Annotated in this window: 20 protein-coding genes and 1 tRNA gene; 12 read left to right on the forward strand and 9 right to left on the reverse strand. The window is 62.6% G+C overall.

Annotated elements, in window-relative coordinates; all coding sequences use genetic code 11:
• Window positions 1-82 precede the first annotated feature (82 nt).
• Window positions 83-751, reverse strand: a complete 669-nt coding sequence (locus ACMT3I_RS11855) for a TetR/AcrR family transcriptional regulator (RefSeq protein WP_414804691.1) — start codon at window positions 749-751, stop codon at window positions 83-85.
• A 194-nt stretch (window positions 752-945) separates the two neighbouring features.
• Here ACMT3I_RS11855 and ACMT3I_RS11860 point away from each other — a divergent pair, with 194 nt between their 5' ends.
• A complete protein-coding gene (locus ACMT3I_RS11860; RefSeq protein ID WP_414804692.1) occupies window positions 946-3,210 on the forward strand; it encodes an ABC transporter permease in 2,265 nt (754 codons plus the stop codon).
• Window positions 3,211-3,372: 162 nt separating this feature from the next.
• On the opposite strand, the gene eis is transcribed toward ACMT3I_RS11860, so the two are convergent.
• Entirely contained in the window at window positions 3,373-4,557 is a 1,185-nt protein-coding gene (gene eis / locus ACMT3I_RS11865; RefSeq protein ID WP_414804693.1) for an enhanced intracellular survival protein Eis, read from the reverse strand.
• Between the two features lie 323 nt (window positions 4,558-4,880).
• Between eis and ACMT3I_RS11870 the strand changes: the two genes are divergently transcribed.
• The 7 genes from ACMT3I_RS11870 to ACMT3I_RS11900 all read left to right on the forward strand — a co-directional run bounded on the left by ACMT3I_RS11870 (window position 4,881) and on the right by ACMT3I_RS11900 (window position 14,676).
• Window positions 4,881-6,038: an ROK family protein gene (locus ACMT3I_RS11870; RefSeq protein ID WP_414804694.1), complete on the forward strand. Its 1,158-nt coding sequence runs from the start codon at window positions 4,881-4,883 to the stop codon at window positions 6,036-6,038.
• A 165-nt stretch (window positions 6,039-6,203) separates the two neighbouring features.
• Window positions 6,204-8,849, forward strand: a complete 2,646-nt coding sequence (locus ACMT3I_RS11875) for a glycoside hydrolase family 98 domain-containing protein (RefSeq protein ID WP_414804695.1) — start codon at window positions 6,204-6,206, stop codon at window positions 8,847-8,849.
• A gap of 227 nt (window positions 8,850-9,076) precedes the next feature.
• Entirely contained in the window at window positions 9,077-10,363 is a 1,287-nt protein-coding gene (locus ACMT3I_RS11880; protein ID WP_414804696.1) for an ABC transporter substrate-binding protein, read from the forward strand.
• Between the two features lie 85 nt (window positions 10,364-10,448).
• Window positions 10,449-11,282 (forward strand): carbohydrate ABC transporter permease, encoded by an 834-nt coding sequence (locus ACMT3I_RS11885; RefSeq protein WP_414804697.1) that lies wholly within the window; start codon window positions 10,449-10,451, stop codon window positions 11,280-11,282.
• Window positions 11,279-12,097, forward strand: a complete 819-nt coding sequence (locus tag ACMT3I_RS11890) for a carbohydrate ABC transporter permease (protein ID WP_414804698.1) — start codon at window positions 11,279-11,281, stop codon at window positions 12,095-12,097. Before ACMT3I_RS11885 ends, ACMT3I_RS11890 begins: the two co-directional genes overlap by 4 nt.
• Window positions 12,098-12,134: 37 nt before the next feature.
• Window positions 12,135-13,457, forward strand: coding sequence for an alpha-L-fucosidase (locus tag ACMT3I_RS11895; protein WP_414804699.1), 1,323 nt, complete (start codon window positions 12,135-12,137; stop codon window positions 13,455-13,457).
• On the forward strand, window positions 13,444-14,676 hold the full coding sequence (locus ACMT3I_RS11900) for a Gfo/Idh/MocA family protein (protein ID WP_414804700.1): 1,233 nt from the start codon (window positions 13,444-13,446) through the stop codon (window positions 14,674-14,676). Before ACMT3I_RS11895 ends, ACMT3I_RS11900 begins: the two co-directional genes overlap by 14 nt.
• 229 nt (window positions 14,677-14,905) lie before the next feature.
• Here ACMT3I_RS11900 and ACMT3I_RS11905 read toward each other — a convergent pair whose 3' ends face one another.
• Window positions 14,906-15,850, reverse strand: coding sequence for an alpha/beta hydrolase family protein (locus tag ACMT3I_RS11905; RefSeq protein WP_414804701.1), 945 nt, complete (start codon window positions 15,848-15,850; stop codon window positions 14,906-14,908).
• A gap of 122 nt (window positions 15,851-15,972) precedes the next feature.
• Between ACMT3I_RS11905 and ACMT3I_RS11910 the strand changes: the two genes are divergently transcribed.
• Window positions 15,973-16,572, forward strand: a complete 600-nt coding sequence (locus ACMT3I_RS11910) for a TetR/AcrR family transcriptional regulator (protein ID WP_414804702.1) — start codon at window positions 15,973-15,975, stop codon at window positions 16,570-16,572.
• 201 nt (window positions 16,573-16,773) lie between these two features.
• Here the strand turns inward: ACMT3I_RS11910 and ACMT3I_RS11915 are convergent, their stop codons facing one another.
• Window positions 16,774-17,637, reverse strand: a complete 864-nt coding sequence (locus tag ACMT3I_RS11915) for a CPBP family intramembrane glutamic endopeptidase (protein ID WP_414804703.1) — start codon at window positions 17,635-17,637, stop codon at window positions 16,774-16,776.
• Between the two features lie 116 nt (window positions 17,638-17,753).
• Window positions 17,754-17,824 (reverse strand) — tRNA-Gly (locus ACMT3I_RS11920).
• Between the two features lie 71 nt (window positions 17,825-17,895).
• Between ACMT3I_RS11920 and dcd the strand changes: the two genes are divergently transcribed.
• Window positions 17,896-18,516, forward strand: coding sequence for a dCTP deaminase (dcd, locus tag ACMT3I_RS11925; RefSeq protein WP_414804704.1), 621 nt, complete (start codon window positions 17,896-17,898; stop codon window positions 18,514-18,516).
• A 14-nt stretch (window positions 18,517-18,530) separates the two neighbouring features.
• Here dcd and ACMT3I_RS11930 read toward each other — a convergent pair whose 3' ends face one another.
• Entirely contained in the window at window positions 18,531-19,490 is a 960-nt protein-coding gene (locus tag ACMT3I_RS11930) for an LLM class flavin-dependent oxidoreductase (RefSeq protein WP_414804705.1), read from the reverse strand.
• An 8-nt stretch (window positions 19,491-19,498) separates the two neighbouring features.
• A complete protein-coding gene (locus tag ACMT3I_RS11935) occupies window positions 19,499-19,909 on the reverse strand; it encodes an ASCH domain-containing protein (RefSeq protein WP_414804706.1) in 411 nt (136 codons plus the stop codon).
• An 87-nt stretch (window positions 19,910-19,996) separates the two neighbouring features.
• Between ACMT3I_RS11935 and ACMT3I_RS11940 the strand changes: the two genes are divergently transcribed.
• On the forward strand, window positions 19,997-20,521 hold the full coding sequence (locus ACMT3I_RS11940; RefSeq protein WP_414804707.1) for a hypothetical protein: 525 nt from the start codon (window positions 19,997-19,999) through the stop codon (window positions 20,519-20,521).
• Between the two features lie 18 nt (window positions 20,522-20,539).
• Here the strand turns inward: ACMT3I_RS11940 and ACMT3I_RS11945 are convergent, their stop codons facing one another.
• Together ACMT3I_RS11945 and ACMT3I_RS11950 are read right to left on the reverse strand one after the other, a co-directional pair.
• Window positions 20,540-21,292, reverse strand: coding sequence for an SDR family NAD(P)-dependent oxidoreductase (locus ACMT3I_RS11945; protein ID WP_414804708.1), 753 nt, complete (start codon window positions 21,290-21,292; stop codon window positions 20,540-20,542).
• A complete protein-coding gene (locus ACMT3I_RS11950) occupies window positions 21,289-22,152 on the reverse strand; it encodes a fumarylacetoacetate hydrolase family protein (RefSeq protein WP_414804709.1) in 864 nt (287 codons plus the stop codon). Before ACMT3I_RS11950 ends, ACMT3I_RS11945 begins: the two co-directional genes overlap by 4 nt.
• 185 nt (window positions 22,153-22,337) lie before the next feature.
• On the opposite strand from ACMT3I_RS11950, the gene ACMT3I_RS11955 reads away from it, so the two are divergent.
• Window positions 22,338-23,624, forward strand: a complete 1,287-nt coding sequence (locus tag ACMT3I_RS11955; protein ID WP_414804710.1) for an L-fuconate dehydratase — start codon at window positions 22,338-22,340, stop codon at window positions 23,622-23,624.
• Window positions 23,625-23,628: the final 4 nt, after the last annotated feature.

Raw genomic sequence — 23,628 nt, forward strand, 5'->3', positions numbered from 1 at the left:
TACTCCCCTTATATGGGCAGTATAAGTGCAGAGTCTGAGAAGTCGGCTTGCGCGGGTCTGGACGGTCGGTGCTGGAGACCGGCTACACCAGGCTCGGGGTGGATGGCGGGATGAAGCGCTCATCCCTGGGAGTGACCGGTGCCGAGATCATGCCGACTGTCGAGTCGATCAGGAAATATCCGACGTCGGCCCAGGTGCCCTGCGCGAATCCGTCTTCCAGCCGGGCCTCGTACTCGGCACAGACCCCGAGCACGATCTGGCCCATGATCCCTGAGCGCGCCCTGAGCACTTCCGGCGACACGTCCCCGATGGACTTACGCATGAGCGCACCCACGTCCTCAAAGGATGACGCCTCGGTTTCGATCACCATCTCGGCAAGGACGGCGGCCACAGATGGGACGGTGCGCGCCTGATCAAGGAACCGCGCGCGCCAGCTGGGGACAGGCAACGAATCCAATTGTTCAATGAACGGAAGGATTCTGCACGCGATGATGTCACGAAGGTCGAATTCATCTCCGAGCTCGGCCATGAGTTCTGTGCGGCGGATGCTCATGGTTGCGAGATGGCGGTGGAGCAGCTCGTAGATCAACTCGTCGCGACCGCCGAAGTGATAGGCGATTGCTGAGTGATTTGCCGTGCCGGCATGTTCGGTGATCGACCGGTTCGATACGGCATCGATGCCGTGTCGAGCAAAGAGTTCTTCAGCGGCGTTCAGCAACGCCTGGCGCGCCTTGTCGCTGTGTTGACCCACGGGTTGATCCTCCTTGTACGGCGGTAACCAGTATCCCGCACTGCTTCTCAGTGCCCGAAGTTGTCCCGATTCGTAAAATTTACGCCACGTGTCTTAGAATCGTCAAACTGGTTCGACGAGCTATCCATCGTCAATACCCGATCCCCCTTCATGTGGCAGCGCGGCCAGCATGACCTCACGTGTAGGAGCATGACTTGAGCAGTACTGTAGAGAACCTTTCAAGCGATCCGCCGGCTTCAATCGATGCGCAGGCTTCCAGCGATGCGCCGGACGCGACTGTCGTTGATTCAGCAGCCGAGGCGAAAGCGGCTGCCGACGCGGCCAAGCGCGCCAAGATTGAACCGATCGCCCGCATCGCGATGATTTTCATCATGCCGCTGCTAATGGTCGGCATGATGATCAGCGGCTACCTGGGCACGATGCACTCGCCCACCCCGCACAACATGCCCATCGCCGTCGTGAGCGCTGACTCAGCCGCATTCGTCGACGCACTGGAATCTGCCGATGCGGATGCCGTCAATGTCACAGTCGTTGACAGCGTAAAAGAAGCACGCCAGATGGTCATGGACCGCAAGGTATCCGGTGCCGTTGCTATCGATGGTTCGACTGCAACGCTCTACACCGCCAGTGCTGCAGGCGCCAGCCAGGTTTCAACTGTCACCAGTCTGGTGGCGCCGGAGCTGATCGGCCTCGGCCTCAGCCTTGAGTCCACAGACTTGCAGGCGCTTCCCGATACTGACATTTCGGGCCTCGGAGCAATGTTCCTGGCCACGGCACTCGTAATGGCGGGATACCTGCCGTTCAGCGTGTTGGTCTCAAACGCGCCCCACCTGCTGCTGCGCAAGCGACGGATGATTCCACTGCTCGCCGGGTGGGCCGCGCTTGTAGCTGCTCTCGTCTGGTTTGTGACCGGCCCGGCTCTGGGTGTCGTCTCAACCGATCACACGGCGGCGGTGCTCGGCATTGCCTGGCTGGGAGTGTTTGCGATCGGCAGCGTGCAGATGTTCTTCACGCGCATCTTCGGCTCGATGGCCGTCTTGTTCGGCATGCTCTTCTTGATGGTGTTTGGCGTTCCGTCATCCAACATGGCCATGTCGGTCTATACGATGCCGTCGTTCTACGCGTTCATGCACAACTTCTTGCCGACACCGGCAATCGGTGAGTCGCTGCGTTCAGTGCTGTACTTCGATGGTGCTGGTGTGTGGCCGCACCTGCTCGTGCTCGCGATCGGCGCTGTTGTCGGCTTGGCGCTGACCACTCTCATCGACGTGATCAAGCGCCGCCGCGACCCCAACCCGCAGCCGATCGTGCTCAACATGCCGTCGCTGCACGGCGGAAAGCGCCCCAAGAGCAAGTTCTGGCGCTACGCGTCGCTGCTGTTCTTCCCGCTCGCCATGGTGTCCATGATGATCACGCTCATGCTGGGCGCCATGGGCACACCGACGCCGAAGGACATGCCGATTGCTGTTGCCGGTGCCAACATTGCGCAGGCCGAGCAGACGGTTGATGCCCTGCAGGAAAACCTGAATGGGATGTTCGAGCTTCGCGCCGTGGCATCCGCTGATGACGCCAGGCAATTGGTCACCGATCGCGATGTCGTCGGTGCACTGGTGCTTCCGTCGGCCGAGAACCCGGTGATGACCATGGTGATCAACCAGTCGGCGGGCTCAAGCGCCTCGATGATCGTCACCCGCGCCTTCAGTCAGGTGGCCGCGGCTCAGCAGGTCGAAGCCGTGACCGAAGACGTCGCGCCGCTGCCTGCAAGTGATAGCGGCGGAGTCGGAGTCATGTACATCGCGATGGGCTGGATTCTCGCCGGCTTCATGGTGATCGTCGTTGGCGCCAATGCGGCCCCGGCAACGCGTCCGCTGCGCAAGCTCCTGCCGCTTGTCGGGGTGTACTCCCTCTTCATGTCGGCAGTCGTCTGGCTGATCGCCGGTCCGATTACGGGAACGATCGATGGTCACTTTGCAGAGCTCTTCGGGGCTGGTGCCTTCACGATCTTCTGTATAGCGATGTTCGCCGCGGTGTTCGAGCGGCTCATGGGCCTGCTCGCCGTCATCCCTGCGGTCGGCATCCTGATGTTCATGGGTGTGCCATCCTCGAACGGCGCGCTGTCGATGTACATGGTTCCCGGAGTCTTCCGCGACCTGCATGAATGGCTGCCATTCCCGGCCGCAGTTGAGACGATTCGCTCGATCGTCTACTTCGGTGGCGATGTCGTCGGCGCTCACCTGCTGACCCTCGGCCTGTGGGGTGCTGTCTGCCTGGCGATCGTCTACGTGATCGACGCCGTCAAGCCGGTGCGCACCACGACCGAGCATGTCACTGTGGCTCCGCTCCACGGCCCGGCAGCACCTGTCGCTTCGGCAAAGCATGCCGCCAACGCCGACGCAACGATCGTTGCTGGCGAAGCGGGTCCGGATGCCGCAGCTGACAAGGAACTCGTCGGGGTCTAGCGCCGAAGCGTTTCGACACAGCGACGACATCGTGGCGGTCGAGGGCCTTGCGCCCTCGGCCGCCACGAGTGGTTGGGCTAGAAGTGCGACGTTCGCAGTCTGGTTCCACGGTGCTGCCCACTCTCGCGTCGCGCCAGGTGCGACAGGGGCGGGCTGGAGGCACTAGAAGTAGTGGGTGATGGTGGGCTTGGCTTGTGCGGCCATCGCGTCGAGGATCGCTTCCGCCCTTGCATCGCCACCGTCAAGCCGGCCGGTGCGACGTAACTCGTCGCAGGTCGCGACTCCGGCAAACCACAGTGCGAAACCTTCTGCGTTGAAAACGAGTGGTGGATGCACGGTGTCTGATGCGGCCGAGGTGACTGGGGTGAGCGTGGCGGCACCGCCGCTCACGACCAGCTGCCATGCACCGCTGTTGTCGGCGAATATCGAATCACGCAGTTCGAATCGAATCTCGCCCGCGACAGCGGCGTTCCAGCCGCGTGCCGCCACAGCTGCTGCGGGGTCGAGTACGCGCAGCATGTATGGCGCAATCCCTGAGGGTACTGCCACTCCAGGCACAGTGTTCCAAAACTCTTCGGAGTCGACCGAGGTCACAGTGATTGCTTCAATTGCTGAGCCCCAGCGTGAGAGGCCGCTGAGCAGGGCGCGGCTTGCTAATGGGTCAAGAGCACGGACCTCGCCGAGGCGCAGCTCCATGCCCGTCCCAGCGCGGGCGGTGTGCCATGAACAATAGCCTGCAAGTCGACCCCCGGGATCGCGAACGAGCGTGTACCTCGTGGTTGTGCTTGTTTGGGGCGCGATGCCTGCATGATCTGCCATGCCGGTACCGGCGAGCGCCAGCTGTGTGTACAGCTCCAGCATTTCGGGACGATCAGAGTCTTCCGCCCGAAGGAGGGTGTAGCCAGCGGGGGAGCGGATGCCGACGAGGCTCGAGGTTGGGATGCGCCAGTGGTATGAGTTCGCGAGCATGCCGTAGCCCAAATGACGGTAGAGCGCCGGTGCGGCACCGAACAGGGTGGATATGACTGCTCCGCGTTCGCGAGCGCCGGTGATTATTGCCTTCATCAGTGCGGAGGCGAGTCCATTGCCGCGATGTTCTGGGGCGACTGCGACTCCGCCGATACCAGCTGTCGGCACGCGAACCCCGCCAAAGTACGAGTCGAACTCATAGTCATCTGCGACGGCCACAAGGCGATCTATGCCGTCAAAGCCACCCCAGGTTCCGAAGGGAGTCCTGACGGTTTGAGCGATTGCCGGGTCAAGCGCGAATGCATCGACACGCAGTTCGCGGCTGGCCGCGGTGAGGTTGTCGTCCCTGGTATCGATTCGGCGAGTGTCGTGGGGCAATCGTCTCTCCCTTGATTTACATAACCCTGTTTAGTAAATTGAATCACACAGATTGCGTGAGATGAAGGACCGACAATGAGGTCGAGCGAGTATGCCATCCCGTGTATCCGTGCTGGATGCCCACGCCATCGTGAGGCCGCTCGTGCTCTCCGGGTGGTTGCTGGGCGAGATTGGGGTGCCTTTGCCGACGCTGCGACCCGCAGCAGGCGATGCTCATCACGCTCAACCGAGTCGAGTGAGCGTGCGGTGTGCAATGCTGGGGCGACCAAACGTCGAGTATCGAATGAATGCGTGCGTCACAGCACTACCGAATGGAAACGAAGATGGCCTCCCCAGACGTGGGTTCCAAGGATGATCGCCTCGAGTTTGTGCGTCTCGAGAACCTGGAGCGATGCTTCCGGTCGCTGCGCGAAGACGGCGCGTCGACGGTAGCAGACCTGGCGGTCGCCACGGGGCTGTCACGGCCGACCATCACTGACCGACTCCAAGACCTGGTGGTTCTTGGTCTCGCTTCCGAGGTTGAGAGGGTCGTTCGCCGCGGTCAGAGCTCGGGCCGCCCCGCATCCCGCTTCGCACTCAATCCACGCGCCGGATTTGTGATCGGCGTGGAGCTCGGCAAGCACCAGGTGCGCATCCTGGTCGCCGACATGACCTCGCGTGTTCGGATGCGCTACGTGTTCGCATCCGATCACAGGCAGAGCGTTGGTGAGCGGATGCAGTCGCTGGTCGCCCTCGTGGCCGACATCAGGGCGCGCCACGACGACCTTGGTCCGCTGTGGGGAATCGGCGCTGCTGTGCCAGGAAGCCTGTCTCCTGACGGACTGATGACGCGTTCGCCGATCTTTGCCGAGTGGGCCGGCCAGAACGTCGCCGACGTGTTCGCCGCGGCATTCGATGTGCCGGTGACGTTGCAGAACGACCTGAACGCAGCAGCGCTCGCTGAGCACCGGCATGGTGCGGCGATCGATGCGAGCGACGTAGTGCTCGTTCTTGTGTGGCACCAGATCACGGCTGGCATCGTGATCGACGGAGTAGTGCACGCGGGAAAGCGCAGCCTGGCAGGCGAGATCAGCCAATTGAAGTCGTCGGCGCACGCTGAATTGCTGGAGCGTTGGCCGTCTATGCCGGAGTTTCTTGCAACCGTCGCAGCGGCCGAATCGGGCGACGCCCACGCGCACGCAGAGATTGAGGAGTTTGCGCATATCGCGGGCGAGCAGATCGCCACGATGCTCGTCGCGATCGACCCGGATGTCGTTGTTCTCTACGGCCCAGCGGCAGCAAGCGAACTCGTCGCAGGGCTCGTCACGGATGCCGTTTATGCGGCGGTCATGCCGCCGGCAGAGACGCCAGTGGTGCGGGCGCAACTGGGCGAGGACGCCGCGGTGACAGGCGTTCTCATTGCCGCGCTGGAGAGCGTCGGACGCCGCTTCTTCGGGGTGGCCGCCGAGCCGATCTACCGGCTGGCGGAGGCGAACGCCTGAGCCGACGTCGTCCTGCCGAGATCTCTGTCTCGTCATTGGCAGGCGCACGCGAATGCCGTGATCGTTGACGTTGCCGCATGCAGCTGGTATTAATCGATCGAGCATTTCCTAAAGGGTGCTTTATTAATCAATCCGGCCTGTGTCACGTTCAAGGAGGAACGTTCGATGAGTGGATCACTGAGAACACGGTGGGGACGAAGGCTGGCGATATCGCTCACCCTTGCAACCGCCGCAGCAGGCGTTATCGTGCCGACTGCCCCCGCCTTCGCCGCCAACCCCGCGCTACGCCACGAGTTCTCCCGAGAGAATCCGCTGATCATCCTTGGCTACTATCCCGGAACCGCCGAGACAGAGGGCGGTACCACCATGGCCGCAACCTGGGCGCAGATCCCAACCGATCTCCGCGACAACATCGTGGTCAACCTTATCCCCGACAACGTGTACCCCGGCGATACCCAGGGCTTCAAAGACTTCGTGACCTCGAATCTCGCGATCTGCCAGGCGAACGCGATTCCCTGCTCGGTCCAGGCGCTGCACGGCGGCTCAAGCTCGGTAGCGCCTGCTGTTTTCTGGAGCCAGACTGCAGCGACCTACAGCTCGTTCGTTGGAATCAACGTCGCTGAACTGTATTGGGGCAACGTGAGCTCAAACGGTCCCCGCGTGACGACGCTCATCAATGCCGCAGGTGACAACGGGTTGATCTTCAGCTGGACGGACTCGAACCACGGCAACATCACCAACTACCTCGAAAACACCAGCACGGGCGTTCTTGATGCCATGCGTGCTCACTCGGGCAATGTCGTGTTGATGAACAAGGAGACCGAGGCGAACACCAGCACCGACAATCTCTTTCACGGGCTCTGGTTGGCTGGCATCGTGGGGAACTGGGGTTCGGCCACTGACCAGTGGCACTGGGCTGAGCAGCGCCATCGCCAGCTCTATGGGCCCAACGTCGGTAGCCGGACCTGGAAGGACAACCTCCAAAACCCCGAAGCTCTGATGGCGCAAAGCATCCAACGCGCCGCAAGCCAGGGAGCGACCGCGTTCGCTCCGGAATCCGGCTTCCTGATGTTCTCAACCAACAGCCTTCGCACGGCACCGTTCCAGTACGGACTCATCCCGCTGTTCCGTGACCTCGACAGCGGGGCCGTTCCCGTGCCGTCGCGGCAGGATGTCCTCGCAACGACGAAGGTCGTGTATCAGGGCGCCGCGGGCTTCAACCCGCCGACGTACGACACTGCATCCTCGAACGTGCACCCGAACACGGGTCAGTTTGGGATCATCCCGCTCGTCCCGAACAACCTCACCGCCGCGGAGATGTCTGTGTTCCCTGAAGTGGTACCGGCAGATACTCGATACCCCTATTTCAACTCGAAGTATCCGCAGGAGTTCCTGACGAGCAATACGTTCCTGCTGCATTCTGGGAACGCCTGGTATTGGAACAATTTCAAGGAGAATGTGCAGCACACTCTGAAGAGCAGTTTCAAGCCACGCCTGTCGAATGCTGCTGCGATCAGCATTGCCGCAGAGCCCCACACATACGCGACTATGGTCGAGAGCGCGAGCCGCGTGTCATTTCGGCTCAACAACTACCGGAGTAATCGCAGCCACGTGTGGACTGAGAGCGTGCTCGGTGTGCCGGCCGGGCAGGACTTCAACCGCGCCCAGACGCTGCAGTACATCCACGAGTACCTCACGGTCCAGCGGGATGCGTCTGGCAATGTCGTGAAGAATGCCGCTGGCAACATTGTGACCGGAACAGGTCGGATCGTCGATGACCGCAGCGCCCGCGACATCCGCACGACAAGGGTCACCATCGACGGAACGTGGCAGGGGGGAGCCCCGCTGGTGGTCTTCGAAGCCATGGACCAGCAAACCGGCAGGCCGTACAGCCAGACGCAGGCGTGGGATGCCGAGAATGAGCGGCTGACCATCGCGATCACACACAACGGACAGGTCAACTTCACCGTCGACACAGATGCCGCCTCTCCGGCATCGCCGAACATTGCGGCAGGGAAGACCGCCACGCAAAGCTCGACTTACGAGGCGGTGGGAGTCGCATCCAAGGCCGTTGACGGCAGCACCGATGGCGACTATTCCCTGGGAGGGGTCACGCACACCCAGTCTCGAGCGGGCGCGTGGTGGCGTGTCGATCTCGGGGCGAACGTCGCTGTCGGCGACATCGAGATTTGGAACCGCACCGACGCCACGGATCTGGATCGCCTGACGAACTACACGGTGAGCGTGCGGGACGCTGCGGGTAACGTCGTGTGGTCTTCGAGCCAGCCGGAGCGCCCATACCCGAGTACCCTCGTCAGTGCTGCCGGAGCGGTAGGGCGTTACGTGCAGGTACAACTCAACGGTACGAATTTCCTCAGCCTCGCCGAGGTGAAGGTCAGACCATTCCGGTCGAACCTGGCCTCAGCCGGCGTGGCCAACCAGAGTTCGACGTTATACGGCGCCCAAGCATCACGCGCACTCGACGGGAACGCCGACGGTAATTACGGGAACGGCTCCGTGACGCACACCACTTCGCAGGTCGGGGCATGGTGGCAGGTGGATCTGGGAGGGGTACGCCGGGTCGAATCCATCGACATCTGGAATCGCACCGACTGCTGCGGCAGTCGTCTGGGCAACTTCACCGTGAGTGTCCTTGATGCATCGGGCGCGACCGTCTGGAGCAGCGTTCAGGTGGCCTCTCCGAATCCACGGGTGACTCTTCCAGCGGATGTCGACGGCAGAATCGTAAAAATCCAGCTCAACGGGACCAACCCGCTCTCCCTCGCGGAAGTGCGGGTTCTGGGCCACTGAACTGGCAGACGGCGCCCCATCGTGACCCGATGGGGCGCCGTCTCGTTCGTTCTCACATCCGCGCCGAGGCCAATCGACTTCCGATGCTTGACAAGTGGCCAGACATCGGATCAAAATGCATGTGAAGCATTTCGCAAAGACCCTTTCGTAAATGAGAATCGGCCCGGGATGCAGCGACGCATAACCGAAACTCGACGCACCACACACATTTCAATGAGGAGATCAGTATGTACCGCAGAAAGGCAGTGACGTTCGGCCTGACCGGCATCATCGTCACCGGAGCGCTGGCACTGACCGGGTGCGCCACCGGCACTACCGGAGGGGACGGCAACGATGGCGCGAACGTCGTCTACGTCGTTCCGTCGAGCTGGGCATCGGCAGGCGCGTTCGCCGACAATGTCGACGCCTGGGAGGAGAAGTCGGGCAACACCGTCGAGGTGCAGGCCATCCCTGACGAACAGTACGACGACACAGTTCGCGCGCGGCTCCAGGGCGGCGAGGGCATCGACATCTACGCAGGCCAGGACGGCGTTGATGACCCCGCCGCGATCATGCTTGAGGTCGATGAATCGGCCTTCGCTGACCGCATGACAGAAAGCGTTCTCGAATCGATGCGCGCGGCCGACGGCAAGATCTATGGCTACCCTGGCGCAGACGGTCTCAGCTCATTCGGCGTGATCTACAACAAGACCACCTTCGCCGACGCTGGCGTCGAGGTCCCGAAGACGCTCGACGAACTGACCGCGGCGTTCACGACCATTCAGGCAACAGGCGCCACGCCGCTGTTCCTCTCAGGCGCCGACGGCTGGACACTCCTGCAGCACCGCAACGCTGTGAACGCCAACCTCATCGGAGACGACCCGGATGTCGTCGACGCGCTGTCTGCCAACGAGACCACCTGGAGCAAGGTGCCAGGCACGTTGCCCCAGTACGAGGCGCTCCAGGCTTGGGCGGAGGCCGGTGTCATCAACGCGGATGCCGTCACTGCCAAGTACGAGGACGCCCTGGCAACGGTGGCCGACGGAAGCACCGCGAGCATCATCAACGGGTCGTGGGCGATCGGTGAAATCCGGAAACTCGATGCGGACGCAGAGATCGGCTTCTTCGCACTTCCCACCGCGGACGGCACGAACCAGATCGGCCTCTCACGTCCGAACATCCTGCACATCGCGGCCTCTAGCAAGGTTGCCGATGAGTCGGCCGACTTGCTGAAGTTCCTCATCGAGCCCGAGAATGTCGCCGCCAACCTGTCGAAGTCACCTGGTATCTCAGCGTTCACCGACGTGACCGTCGAGAACCAGGATCCGGCGATCGCCGACATCCAGGCATACCTCGAAAACGGTGAGTCCGGTGGTGCATTCGACACGGCGACGACGTTCCCGACGCCGCAGGACGACATCATCGCGTCGTATCAGCAGCTCATCGCCAAGAAGATCGACGCGGCGACGTTCCTCACTCAGGTCGACTCGGCCTGGGCCAACGCGGGCAAGACCGCCGGCCGAGAAGGCTTCTAAGCACATGCGGCGGAGAGCCACGTCACGGCGCAGGAAGACACAACTAGAGGCAAAGGCGTACCCATATTGGTTCGGGGCGCCGGCCATGCTGATCTTCACGCTGTTCTTCGTGCTCCCCGCCGCATTCGGCCTGTGGCTGAGCTTCACCAATGCATCAACGATGTCGCGGCGCCAGGACTTCGTCGGCTTCGCTAACTTCGAGCTGCTGCTCGTCGACAACGGACCCGCGTTCTTCGGGGCGCTGGGCAACCAGGTTGCGTACGCGGTGATCACGACCGTCGGCAAAACCGCGCTTGGCGTGTTGTTGGCGTTCTTCCTTAACCGTGCGTTCCTCGGGCGTAACGTCTTGCGGGCGATTGTGTACATGCCGATCATGTTCTCCACGATCGTCGTCGGCATTGTGTTCGGCTTCATCCTCGCCAATGACGGATTGCTGAATACGTTCCTCGCCAACATTGGCCTCGGCTTCGCCACGCAGGACTGGCTAGGGAACTTCGACCTCGCCCTGATCTCGGTCGCGGGGATCGACATCTGGATGGGTGTCGGGTGGACCGTCGTACTGGTGCTCGCAGCCCTGCAGGGGGTGCCGACCGAGCTGCTCGAATCTGCCGAAGTCGACGGGGCAAACCCCTGGCAACGTGCAATATCCATATCGCTGCCGATCGTCGCGCCAACCGTTGGTCTCGCCGCTCTACTCACCCTTATTTCGGGCCTGAAGGCGTTTGAGATCATCTACGCCACGACCGGCGGAGGGCCAGGGTACGCAACCGAGGTCATGACGACCTTCCTCGCAAAGGCCCTCGGCACCACGAACCTGGGCTACGCCTCGGCGATCAGCTTCGTTCAGTTCGCGATCATCACACTGATCGCGTTCGTCATCCATCTCATCAGCCGCCGGATCGAAGCGAGGACGTCATGACACGCATCGGCTCGCGTATCACCACCAGCACCGTCGCGCTTGTGGTTGGCGCCGTCTTCGTGGTTCCCATGGTGCTGGTGCTGCTGAACTCCTTCAAGTCGTCGAGTGAGGCAAGCGGGTTCACTCTCACGCTTCCCACCGAGTGGCGTTTCGACAATTACGTCACCGTAATCACCGATCCGAGCGTCGCCCTTGGGCTCGTCAACAGTGTGATCATCACCGTCGGAGTCACCGTAGGAACGATCATTGTCTGTGCGCTTGCCGGATTCCTGATCGCGCGCCGCACGACGCGGGTCACCTCGAGTATCTATCTCTATCTGCTCGCAGGCCTCATCGCGCCGTTCTCGTTCATCCCCGCAATCCGCATTCTCCAGTGGATGGGGCTCTACAACACCCATGCCGGTCTGATCCTCTCCGACATCGCGACGCAGATCCCGTTCATGGTGCTGATCTTCGTGAGCTTCGTGCGGCAGATCCCGCGCGACATCGACGAGGCCGCGATTCTCGACGGGGCTGGGCCACTCAGGATGTTCTTCCAGGTGGTGTTGCCTCTGATGAAACCGGTGACTTTCACGGCGCTCGTGCTGTTGTTCACGTACGCGTGGAACGAGTTCCAGAACGTCCTGTTCCTGACCTCAAGCTCCAAGACCTGGACAATGCCGATGACCGTCTACAACTTCCAGGGCCTCCATACCTATGACTACGCGCTGGTGAGCGCGAACCTCGTGATCACGATCATCCCGGTTCTCGTCGTTTACCTCTTCGCCCAGCGCTACATCCTGTCTGGCATCGTCGCGGGCGCCGTGAAGGGCTGACATGTACGCGACCGATCACTCTCTTTCGAAAGGCAACATGCTTCACTCTGACAACGCCAGCTCGTGGTTTCAGGACGCCCGGTTTGGGATGTTCATCCACTGGGGTGCGTTCTCCGTGCACGGCAGGGGAGAATGGCTGCGCTCGTGGGACCAGGTCTCGATGGAGGACTACCAGCCGTTTATCGACGGCTTCGTACCTGACCAGTTCGATGCAGAGGCATGGGCAGACCTTGCTGTCGCCGCAGGCATGAAGTATGCGGTGCTCACTGCGAAGCATCACGACGGCTTCTGCCTGTTTGACAGCACAGAGACCACATACACGACCATGCACAACGGATTCGGGCGCGATGTCGTCAAGGAGTTCGTCGAGGCGTTCCGTAGTCGGGGATTGAAGGTCGGCCTCTACTTCTCGCTCCTCGATTGGTCGCACCCCGACTATCCGGCGTTCGACGACGCCCACCACCCGCATCGTTCCGACGAGGCATACCGCGGGCAGGAGTACGACTTCGAACGGTACCTCGACTTCATGCATGCCCAGGTGCGCGAGCTTGTCACGAACTACGGGCAACTCGACGTGTTCTGGTTCGATTTCTCCTATGACGATATGAGTGGCGAAAAATGGCGTGCAACGGAGCTCGTGCAGATGATCCGCGAGCTGCAGCCCGGTATCCTCCTCAACAATCGACTTGAGGCGAATGGCGGTAACTTCGGTTCGATTGTCACCGATGAGCGTCAGGCCTGGGCAGGCGACTTCGTCTCTCCTGAGCAGCTGGTGCCAGCCGACGGCATCCGGGATGTGAATGGTGAGCCTGTGCCGTGGGAGGCCTGCCTCACACTCAACAACCACTGGTCGCACTTCATCGGCGACGACGCCTACAAGTCGAGCCGCATGGTCATCCGCAAGCTGGTTGAGATTGTCAGTAAGGGCGGCAACCTGCTCCTCAACGTTGGGCCGCTGCCGGATGGCCGTATCGGTGACCCTGAAACGAAAACACTCACTGAGATTGGCAGCTGGCTCCAGAAGCACGGCGAGAGTGTATTTAGTGCCGGGTATGCGGGGCTGCCGAAGCCGGAGTGGGGGTACTACACGCGACGCGACGACGTGCTCTATGCGCATGCGCTCGAACCGCAGATCGGGCCGCTCGCTCTCGTCGGTGTCAACGCTGCGCAGATCGAGGGGCTCGAGGCCCGCGGCGCACCAATCCAGCGGGCAGATTCCTGGCTCGTTGAGGCGTACCCAGAAATCGCGTTCGTCAGTTTCGGCGACGACGATCCTGCGTTCACATACGACATGCCAGACGAGATCGACACGGTCGTGACGATTCACCTCACGCCGGGGGCAATCAGTGCCGCCGGCTGACCTGCGGATCGGAATCGTCGGCTTCGGCCACAGGGCGCAGCTGCGTCATGATGTTCATCGCCCTGGGTCTGGATCAGTAGTATCTGCCGTCCTGGATATTGCGGAACGCGGGCGACGGGATGCACGCGAGGCTCTGCCTAGCGCGCTTGTGACTGACGATCTCGGGACCTTCCTTGCCAGCGGCGTGGATGGTGCGCTCGTCCTGACCCCCGATGACCGGCACCGCGACATCGCGGTTGCATTGCTCGAGGCAGGCATCCCGGTCTTCTGCGAGAAGCCGCTTGCGATAACCCTCGCCGATGCTGACGCCATCCTCTATGCCGCCCACCGCACTGGTACCCGCCTCTATGTCGGGCACAATATGCGCCACATGCCGGTGATCACTCTCATGCGGCAGCTCATCGCCGACGGCACGATCGGCGATGTTAAAGCCGTGTGGTGTCGCCACTTCGTCGGCCACGGTGGTGACTACTACTTCAAGGACTGGCACTCAGACCGGAGCCGCACGACTGGGCTGCTCCTGCAGAAGGGGGCGCACGACATCGACGTGATCCACTGGCTAGCGGGTGCTCGAACGGTGCGGGTGAACGCCATGGGCGCGCTTGCCGTCTATGGGGAGGTGACCGATCGCAGCAATCATGAAGGTGAGCGGATGGAGGATTGGGTCAGCCTCGACAATTGGCCTCCCACCGCGCAGACCGGCCTCGCGCCGGTCATTGACGTCGAGGACATATCCCAAATGAACATGCTGCTCGCCAACGGTGTGCTCGCCTCGTACCAGCAATGTCATTTCACGCCTGATTACTGGCGCAACTACACAGTGATCGGTACCGAAGGCCGGCTGGAAAACTGGGGGGACGAGCTGGGCGCCGAGGTGCGAGTCTGGAGTCATCGTTCTCAAGGAATGGGAGTTCCAGACGAGGTGTATCCCGTCCCTGAACTCGATCCCGATGCCGTGCACGGCGGGGCCGATGCGCTGCTCATCGATGAATTCCTCCGGTTCATCAGCGAGGGTGGCGACACCGAAACGTCGCCGGTAGCCGCGCGCGATGCCGTTGCCGCCGGTATCGCTGCGACGGCATCGCTGCGTGACGGCGGCAGCGCACGACGGGTGCCAGCCCTGCCGCCTCATGTCGTGGCATATTTCGAAAACGGTCAGCAGACCCCAAGCCTTGAGCTCGACATAGCTTTCGCACGCGCCCATCGGGATGGTCGATGACGTGAACTTAGACCGGCATCCGCTCACCCTCAGCGAGCAGGTCGGCAACGTGGACTGGCGTGATGGTGATGGCGGCAGGGCTGTTCATTGTGTGAGCTCCAATGTTGAGTGCAGCCTATGTCTGGGCCAGACCTCCGGGAACGAGCGCTGCACTCCAGTTACAAGGCACAATCCTCTGCGTCCTGGGGGGGGGGGGGGGCGTGCGTCGGGAGAGGTCTGCCGCTGTGCATCATTTACTGTCGACGCAGCCGATCGAATCAGTGCTGTCACTGAACGCGGCACGGGCAACGGGCCAGCTGTTCTCATCGACGTGCAGAGCGGTCCGAAGGTAGGCAGTGCTCATCCGCTGGATGACGGCAACACGTTCGGGGTTTTCGTCGGTGGTCTCGGCGACCTCGTATCCGACGATCCCGCCAAGCGCGTGCTCGGCACCGTAGAGGGTGAGGAGGTCGGTGGCACCGGGACTGAACGTGTAGGCGTCGGTGAACCAGTCAGGGCCGCGGCTGGACATTTTGGACTGGTCGTGGTCGCCGGCGACGACGAGTGTCGGCGTGGTCAGCTCCTGGAACGAGGGGCGCATGAACGGGAAGTTCGCCTGCGCGAACGGATGCAGGTCCTCGCCGCCGACACCGGTTGCCGCGAACAGGATGCCCGCGGTGACGCGCTTGTCGGACATGTCCTCGCCGACGTGGCCAGCCTCATCGAAGATCCGTGCGCCGAGGAGCGACTGAGCGGTTTGCCCGCCCCAGGAGTGACCGACGGCCGCCACGCGACTGCGGTCGATGCGGCCGGCGAGTCCGGGAACGGCGGCCTCGATAGTGGCGAGCTGGTCAAGGATGCGTGTGAGATCCGCGATCCGCTCGGTCCAGATCGTCGGGAACGCCGGGTGGTCGAACCCGAAACCGTTCCGGCGCGAGTCCAAGTGAGTGGGCTGGATCACGACGAACCCGCGGGAGGCCCAGAAGGCCGTGAGCGGCGCATACCCGTCCAGGTTCCACCCGTTGCCGTGGGAGAACACCACGACGGGGAGGTTCGTGCCAGCAGACGGCGCCGAGACACGCACGTCCAACGGGACAGGGCGGTCCGGAGCGGATAATTCGATGGGAGCGACGGAGACGACCGGAGCGCCGGCGCCGACGATGCTGTCCAGAGTGTCAACGATTGATGAGGTCATAGCAATTTCCATTCCACGGGGCGGCGCTCTGCGATACTGGTTATCGGAGCGTTGTTCCGCAACATTACGGAACATTGTTCCGTAATGCAAGTATGCGTCGCCTAGCTAGCGAGGAGAGGTCCATGGCTGATATCCAGAGCAAGCAGGCTCATGCTGCGGAGATCAAACAGGTGGGTCGTCCGCGCCAGAGTGCGCAGGCTCTGCTTGATGCCGCAGCGGCTGTATTTGTTGAAGCGGGCGTTGACGCTCCTGTCCGAACGATCGCGGCAAGAGCGGGAGTCGGGGTAGGCACTATCTATCGACACTTCCCGACTCGTCCGGAGCTTGTGGTCGCGGTCTACCGGCACCAAGTCGAGGCGTGCGCAGACGCCGGTCCGCGACTCCTCGCCGAGAGTCCGTCACCCGAGGCGGCCTTGCGGTCATGGGTCGCCCTCTTCGTGGACTTCCTGGTCACCAAGCACGGGCTGGCTGGCGCGCTGCACGGAGATAGCGCCGGATCCGACGCCCTTCATACCTACTTCGTTGACCGTCTCGTCCCGGTATGCGGCTCGCTACTCGAGGCAGCGCTCGAGTCCCTAGACGCAGCACCACCGATCGATGCGTACAACGTGCTCAAAGGCATCGGGAACCTCTGTATTGGTTCAGCAGGTGACGCTCAATACGAGGCCGAGGTTCTCGTGCAACTACTCATCTCGGGTGTGCTTGCCCAAGGAGTTCGCTGACTCGCTGCTCATCCGGTTCTGACCGCGTCGGATTGTGAAGTTGTCGCGTAGAAGGTCCAAGACGGTAAACCGCACAAGAAGACTGCGGCAGAGATGAATGGAGCCATCGGGTCGCACCGCAGGACATTCCATCGGCTAGCGTTCGCCCGGCATGGAAAGCTTACGGACGTGGGCCGTTTGTGCAGCCACCCCAACGGCACGTCAAGCTGTGCGTGTCACGCTCAGGTCGCGGCGGGGCGCGATTAGATCCTTCGTTCGTCGTCGCTCACTGATGATTAGCGCGATCAGCAGGACTATTCCAGCGCCGATCACGATGAAGATGTCGAGCCTGGCGATCACCGCAAATGGCGCGTTCGTCGGATAGGTCGTGTAGAGGAAGACCATTGGGTCGGTGCTGGCGTGGAGGAGGATGGGCCAGATCAAGCTTCCGGTCAGGCGAAGCGCCAGGTACATGCAGATCCCGAAGAAGAACGTGTACACGACCTGAAAGGCCGTTGTGCTGAGGCCCTGAGCTGAGGTGAAGAAGTTGCCGGCGTGCATCGCGGCAAACAACGCAGAGGAGACCAGAGCCACGGCGATCTCGCGGTGCCCGGCCTTGCGCATGAGGTTGACGACGAAGCCGCGCGTCAGAGTCTCTTCCGCGAAACCTACAAAGAGTCCGGTGAGTAGCCATGACGCCACGACAGCAGCTCCGGCCTTTTCATAGTCGACGCTCAACGCTGCCGAGATGTTGATGCCGAGCACTACGACGATAGCGATCCACATCCATCGACGACCGCGGATCGGCTGAGGTCCGAAGAGCTCCTTCAGCCACCCAATCGACCATCCAAAAGCGAGCAACACGATGCTAGCGAGGACAATGGGCATTCCTGTACCGAGGAAGATGTCGAGCGCGCTGCTCTCCGCGGTCGGAAGCCCGTCGCCCCTCTTGCCGAACACGGCGGTGGAAAGCAACCCCAGCAACAGGTATACGCCGTAGTAGACGGCGACCAGGACGAGGGCCTTCCACCAGCCCCCCCGCTCCCAGAAGCGCTTCCAGCCGGACATGGATTCGTGCTCGGACATTCATTTCCCCAGACTGTAAGTGGCGCGGGAGCGCTCTCCACAGGACAATAGCGAAGTGCGAAGACGCGCGCCATTCGGAAGACGCGCGGCACAAGTCTCTTGAGAACTGATAAGTGAGCGGATGACGGGAATCGAACCCGCGCTATCAGCTTGGGAAGCTGAAGTTCTACCATTGAACTACATCCGCAGATCCGGCTGCCATCAACAGCAGACCGGAACCGTGCCAGCATATCAAGCTACCGCCGGTAGGCTGGCACAGTGCTTCTCTCGGATGGTGATATCAAGTCAGAACTCGCTGCTGGTCGGATTGGTCTGGAGCCCTACGAACCGGGCATGATCCAGCCTTCGAGCATCGATGTGCGTCTCGACAGGTTCTTCCGCCTGTTCGACAACCACAAGTATCCGTTCATCGACCCGGCGGCAGACCAGCCGGAGCTCACGCGCCTCATCGAGGCCGAGCCCAATGAACCGTTCATTTTGCACCCCGGGGAGTTCGTGCTCGGCTCCACCTACGAACAGGTGACCCTGCCAGACGACATCGCGGCCCGCCTCGAAGGCAAGAGCTCGCTCGGTCGCCTCGGCCTGCTCACCCACTCGACGGCCGGCTTCATCGACCCCGGTTTCTCTGGCCACGTCACCCTCGAATTGAGCAACGTCGCCACCCTGCCGATCAAGCTATGGCCAGGTATGAAGATCGGCCAGATGTGCTTCTTCCGCCTCTCGTCACCGGCCGAAAAGCCCTACGGTTCGCAGGACTACAGCTCCCGTTACCAGGGCCAGCGCGGGCCGACCGCCTCGCGCTCGCACCTGAACTTCCACCGCACCGATGTCACCTCGACGGATGCCGACCGCACCGACGTTCGGGACCTCAGCTCCTAGGAAGCACGCGGCTTCTAGAGCACGCGGGCCAGTGCGTGCAGCTCGGCCAACGGATCCGCTGACGTCGGAATGAGCACGACGCTGTGGGCGCCCGCATCCTGCAATTCGGCGATGCGTGCCCGCACGCGCTCCGGCGTTCCGGCAAGCGACAACGCATCGACCCACTCGTCTGGCAGCTGCTGACCGAACTCTTCACGCGACGATGTGTCGGCCCGCAACTTCGCGAACTCCGCAGCGAACGGCAGTGGCAGAATGTGCGGCACCCAGTCCGGGTCGCCGATCCACTCGAGGGCTCCGCGCACGGCCAGACGGGCGGCATCCGCATCGTCATCGATCGCTGCCATGTTGTAGGCCACAATCCGGTGATCACCCGTCGCCGCAATCTGCTCGCGCGCGGCGGCCAGATACTCCGGCGTGACAGGTTCGGCCAGGATCGTGCCGTCGGCCACCCGGCCGGATAGCGCCAGGGACTTGGGGCCACGCACGCCGGTCAGGATCGGCGGCACGACAACGGGCGGGGATGCCAGCACCACGTCATCGAGAGTGACGTAGCGTCCGGCGGTCGTCACCGTCTCGCCGTCGAGCAGAGCCTTGATCGCCGTCACCGACTCGTCGAGCATTGTCAGCGGGCTGGCAGGCCACGCGCCGACCTGGCGCATCCACGCTGGCATGCCGTGCCCGATTCCGACGGTCAGGCGGCCGGGAAACAGCTCGGCGAGTGTGGCGATCTCAAGGGTGGCGAATGCGGGATTGCGGGCAGCGGCCGGCAGGATGCCCACCCCGACATGGATGCTCGCCGTCGAGGCCAGCACCACAGCGGCCTGCGCGATCCCGCCGCGGAAGAAGCAGTCTTCAACGATCCACAGTTCATCGAAGCCCAGCTGCTCGGCCTTCTCCGCGAACGGGATGATGTGGGCGGCTGGCAGATCGCGGGGCAGGAGAACTCCGATGCGACGATCGAGGATGTTGTTCATGGGCTGGGTCAATCGCTTTCTGGCTGCGGCAGCAGGTCGAAGTAGATGCAGAGCACACCGGTGTCGTCGGCGACACTCTCTCCGGTGCGCGCCCAGAACTCGTGGTGCTGCTCCTGCCAGGCAGCGACATCCGCCATGCCTTCGGCTTCGGCCTGCGCGAACTCCCAGGTGACCTCGCCGAAGGTCGTCGGCTCGACGCGGGTGATCTCGATTGTGCCGAGCACGTTCATGTCGTCGTCTACGAGCACGAGGCGCTCGCCGACCTGCTCCCATGGTTCGTTCTCTTCGGCGTATTCACTCAGTAGTCCAGCCGTTGCGCGCTTCTGACCATTGATGACGAGGTCATTGAGGTGCGCGCGGGAGGAGCCGGCGAGGCCGAGCTCCATGGTGCGGAGTCCGTCAACAGTAGGGAAGCTCATAGACAGCACCCTAGGGGAGAGCCCATCAGAAGCACCGAATTACGTCACTTAATACGCATGCAACATGGTCCCCGGTAAAATCAGACCATGACCGCGGCTCGACAATTCCCACTTGCTGAGGCGCTCATCGCCTCAGGCCCCACTCCCGACTACCCCGGGCGCATGCACCGATTCGGGCAACTTGTCGGTAGTTGGGCGGCCAAGGGTTCCCGTTTGAACGAAGAAACGGGCGAGTGGACCGAACGTGATTTCACCTGGATCGTCGACTTCATTCTCGACGGTCGAGCGGTTCAGGATGTCGAAGTGATCGCGAGCGAGACGCATCCGTCTGGGTTCGAAACCGTCGCCACCGCGGTGCGGGTGTACGACGCGCACGCCGGTGTCTGGCGGGTCAGCTACTTTGCGCCGACGACGGGCGAGTTCTCGCACCTGATCGCCACGCCGTACCGGCACGGCATCCGTCAGGATGGAACCCGCACCGACGGCAAGGCGATCAGGTGGAACTTCACCTCGATCACCGACGACTCGTATAACTGGGACGGCTGGGTGTCTGAGGATGACGGCGTCACCTTCACCCTCATCGAACACAACGAGGCCGTCCGCATCAGCTGACCCGCCCCCGCGGCCGAACTACTCCGGGCGCAGGCGCAGGTTCTGCATGCCACCGTCGACGGCGATCGAGGTGCCGGTTGTCGACCCTGAGCGCGGGTTGGCCAGGTAGGCGACAGCGTCAGCAACCTCGCCTGCTGTTACCAGCCGGCCGTGCGGCTGACGCGCGTTGAGCGCTGCACGCTCGGCGGCGGGATCCGCTGCACTCGAGAGCAGGCGACCGACCCACGGGGTGTCTGCTGTACCGGGGTTCACGCAATTGACCCGGATGCCTTCACGCAGGTGATCGGCGGCCATCGCGCGGGTGAGTGAGAGCACCGCGCCCTTGGATGCCGTGTACAGCGCACGCTGCGGCAGGCCCGCGGTCGCAGCGATCGACGATGTGTTCACGATCGCAGCCGATGGCGACTTCTGCAGCCAGGGCAGCGCGGCGGTGGTCACTCGGGCGATGCCGGTGACGTTGATGTTGAGCACGCGTGCCCACTCGTCATCGTCGTTGTCGGCGATCGAGCCCTGCGCACCGATGCCGGCGTTGTTGATCACGATGTCGATGCGACCGAACTTCTCGCCGACCGCAGCGATTGCGGCGCGCACCGATGCGGTGTCAGCCACGTTCGCCTGCACGGCGAAGTGGGCGGCATCCGCTCCGTCAGGCTGCAGGTCGAGCACGGCAACGGAGGCGCCACCCTCGTGCAGGCGCTGGGCGATGGCTGCACCGATTCCGGATGCTCCGCCGGTCACGACGGCAACGAGGTTCTCGAACTCCTGGCTCATTTGTGTACTCCTTCGTACGCGGTGAATTCCTGGCGCTGGACGCCGAGGCCTTCGATTTCGATCTCACAGACGTCGCCTGCGGAGAGGTAGGGGAAGCGTCCCGAGAGCGCGACGCCCTCCGGGGTACCGGTGAGCACCAGGTCACCAGGCTCAAGAGCGAGGTACTGACTGAGATGCCAGATCACGAAGTTCACGTCGAAGATCTGGTCTGCGGTCGTCGAGTCCTGGCGGATCTCACCGTTGACCCGGCTCTTCAGCGACAGGTTCTGGTAGTCGACCTCGTCGGGCGTGACGAGCCAGGGGCCTGTCGGGTTGAAGCCGGGAGCGCACTTGCCCTTCGACCACTGGCCGCCGGAGACGGCCATCTGGAAGTCGCGCTCCGACACGTCGTTCGCCGTGACAAAGCCGGCGATGTGGTTGATGCTGTCGTCGGGGGAGTCGAGATATGAGGCCCGCTTGCTGATCACCACACCGAGCTCCACCTCCCAGTCGGTCTTCGTGCTGCCGCGGGGAATCTCGACCGAGTCGTTCGGTCCGACGACCGTGTTCGGCGTTTTCAAGAACATGATCGGGATCTCGGGCGGCAGGGAGCCGGATTCGGCGGCGTGCGCCGCGTAGTTCATACCGATGCAGATGACGGCGCTCGGGCGCACGATCGGGGCGCCGATGCGCAGCGCGTCGGCGTTCTCGATCGCGGGCAGCGAGCCGGCCTCGATGGCGGCACGCACGGCATCCGGCCTAGTGGATGCCAGGAATTCACCGGTGATATCGGCGGTGATTGCCGAGATGTCGAAGTAGGTGTCGTTCACCAGAACGGCGGGGGACTCCTGGCCGATCGGACCGAGGCGTGCGAATTTCATTCGTTGACTCTTTCTGCGGTTAGCTGCCGGAACATCAGAACTATATCCTCGCCAAACGTCGTTTCAGGCGCGAGACGGGTCATGTACTGATAATTGACATCCTATACATCCGATGTTTAGGCTCAGGGTGCCCAAGCAAGCAGCAAACCCTGTGAGTGAGACGACCCCGTGAGCGAGAACCAACTGTGAGCACTGTCATCGCGCTGGAGACCAGCGACATCCGTTTTCCGACATCGACGTCGCTTGACGGTTCTGATGCAATGAACCTCGACCCCGACTATTCGGCCGCGTACGTGCGCATCGTCACGGATGCCGCCGACGACCTTGAGGGGCACGGCTTCGTGTTCACGATCGGGCGCGGTAACGACGTGCAGGTCGCTGCCATCCAGGCGCTGGCCGACTATGTCGTTGGCCGCAATGCCGAAGAGCTTCTGGCCAACATGGGCGCGACCTGGCGCGAATTCGTCTGGGATTCGCAGCTGCGATGGCTCGGCCCGGAAAAGGGCGTCATGCACATGGCCATCGGCGCCGTGGTGAACGCGCTCTGGGACCTGAAGGCCAAGCGCGCCGGCCTGCCGCTCTGGCAGCTGCTCGGCCGGATGAGCCCCGAAGAACTCGTCGAGCTCGTCGACTTCCGCTACCTTACCGATGCCATTACCCCAGAGGACGCCCTCCAGATCCTGCGCGCAGCAGAGCCCGGCCGTGCCGAGCGCGAAGCGCAGCTGCTGGCCTCCGGCTACCCGGCGTACACGACGACTCCCGGCTGGCTCGGTTACAGCGACGAGAAGCTGGCGCGCCTGGCCAGGGAAGCCGTCGAGCAGGGCTTCGGCATGATCAAGCTCAAGGTGGGCGGCAACCTCGAAGACGACATCCGCCGCATGCGGCTTGCCCGCGAAGTCGTCGGACCCGACATTGCGATCGGCACAGACGCGAACCAGCGCTGGGGCGTTGACGAGGCAATCGAGTGGATGAGCCACCTCGCACAGTTCGACGTGGCCTGGATTGAAGAACCCACCAACCCCGATGACCTGCTCGCTCACGCGGCCATTGCCCGCGGCGTCGCCCCGATCAGGGTGGCCACCGGTGAACACATGGCCAATCGCGTGATGTTCAAGCAGTTTCTGCAGGCCGATGCGCTCCAGGTACTGCAGATCGACGCCACGCGCGTCGGCGGCGTGAACGAGAACATCGCTATCCTGCTTCTGGCCGCCAAATTCGGCGTGCCGGTGTGCCCGCACGCCGGTGGCGTCGGCCTGTGCGAGGCCGTGCAGCATCTGTCAATGTTCGATTTCGTCGCCGTTTCAGGCAGTAATGAGGGGCGCGTGATCGAGTTCGTCGACCACCTGCACGAGCACTTCGTCACCCCCGTCGTCATGCAAAGCGGGGCATACCAGGCACCCACCGCGCCGGGCGCAGGTACAGAGATGCTCGCGGCCAGCCGCGCCGAGTACGAATTCGCCGTCGGTGCCTGAGCTT

The sequence above is a fragment of the Leifsonia sp. A12D58 genome (assembly GCF_047530025.1).
Classification (GTDB): Bacteria; Actinomycetota; Actinomycetes; order Actinomycetales; family Microbacteriaceae; genus Cryobacterium.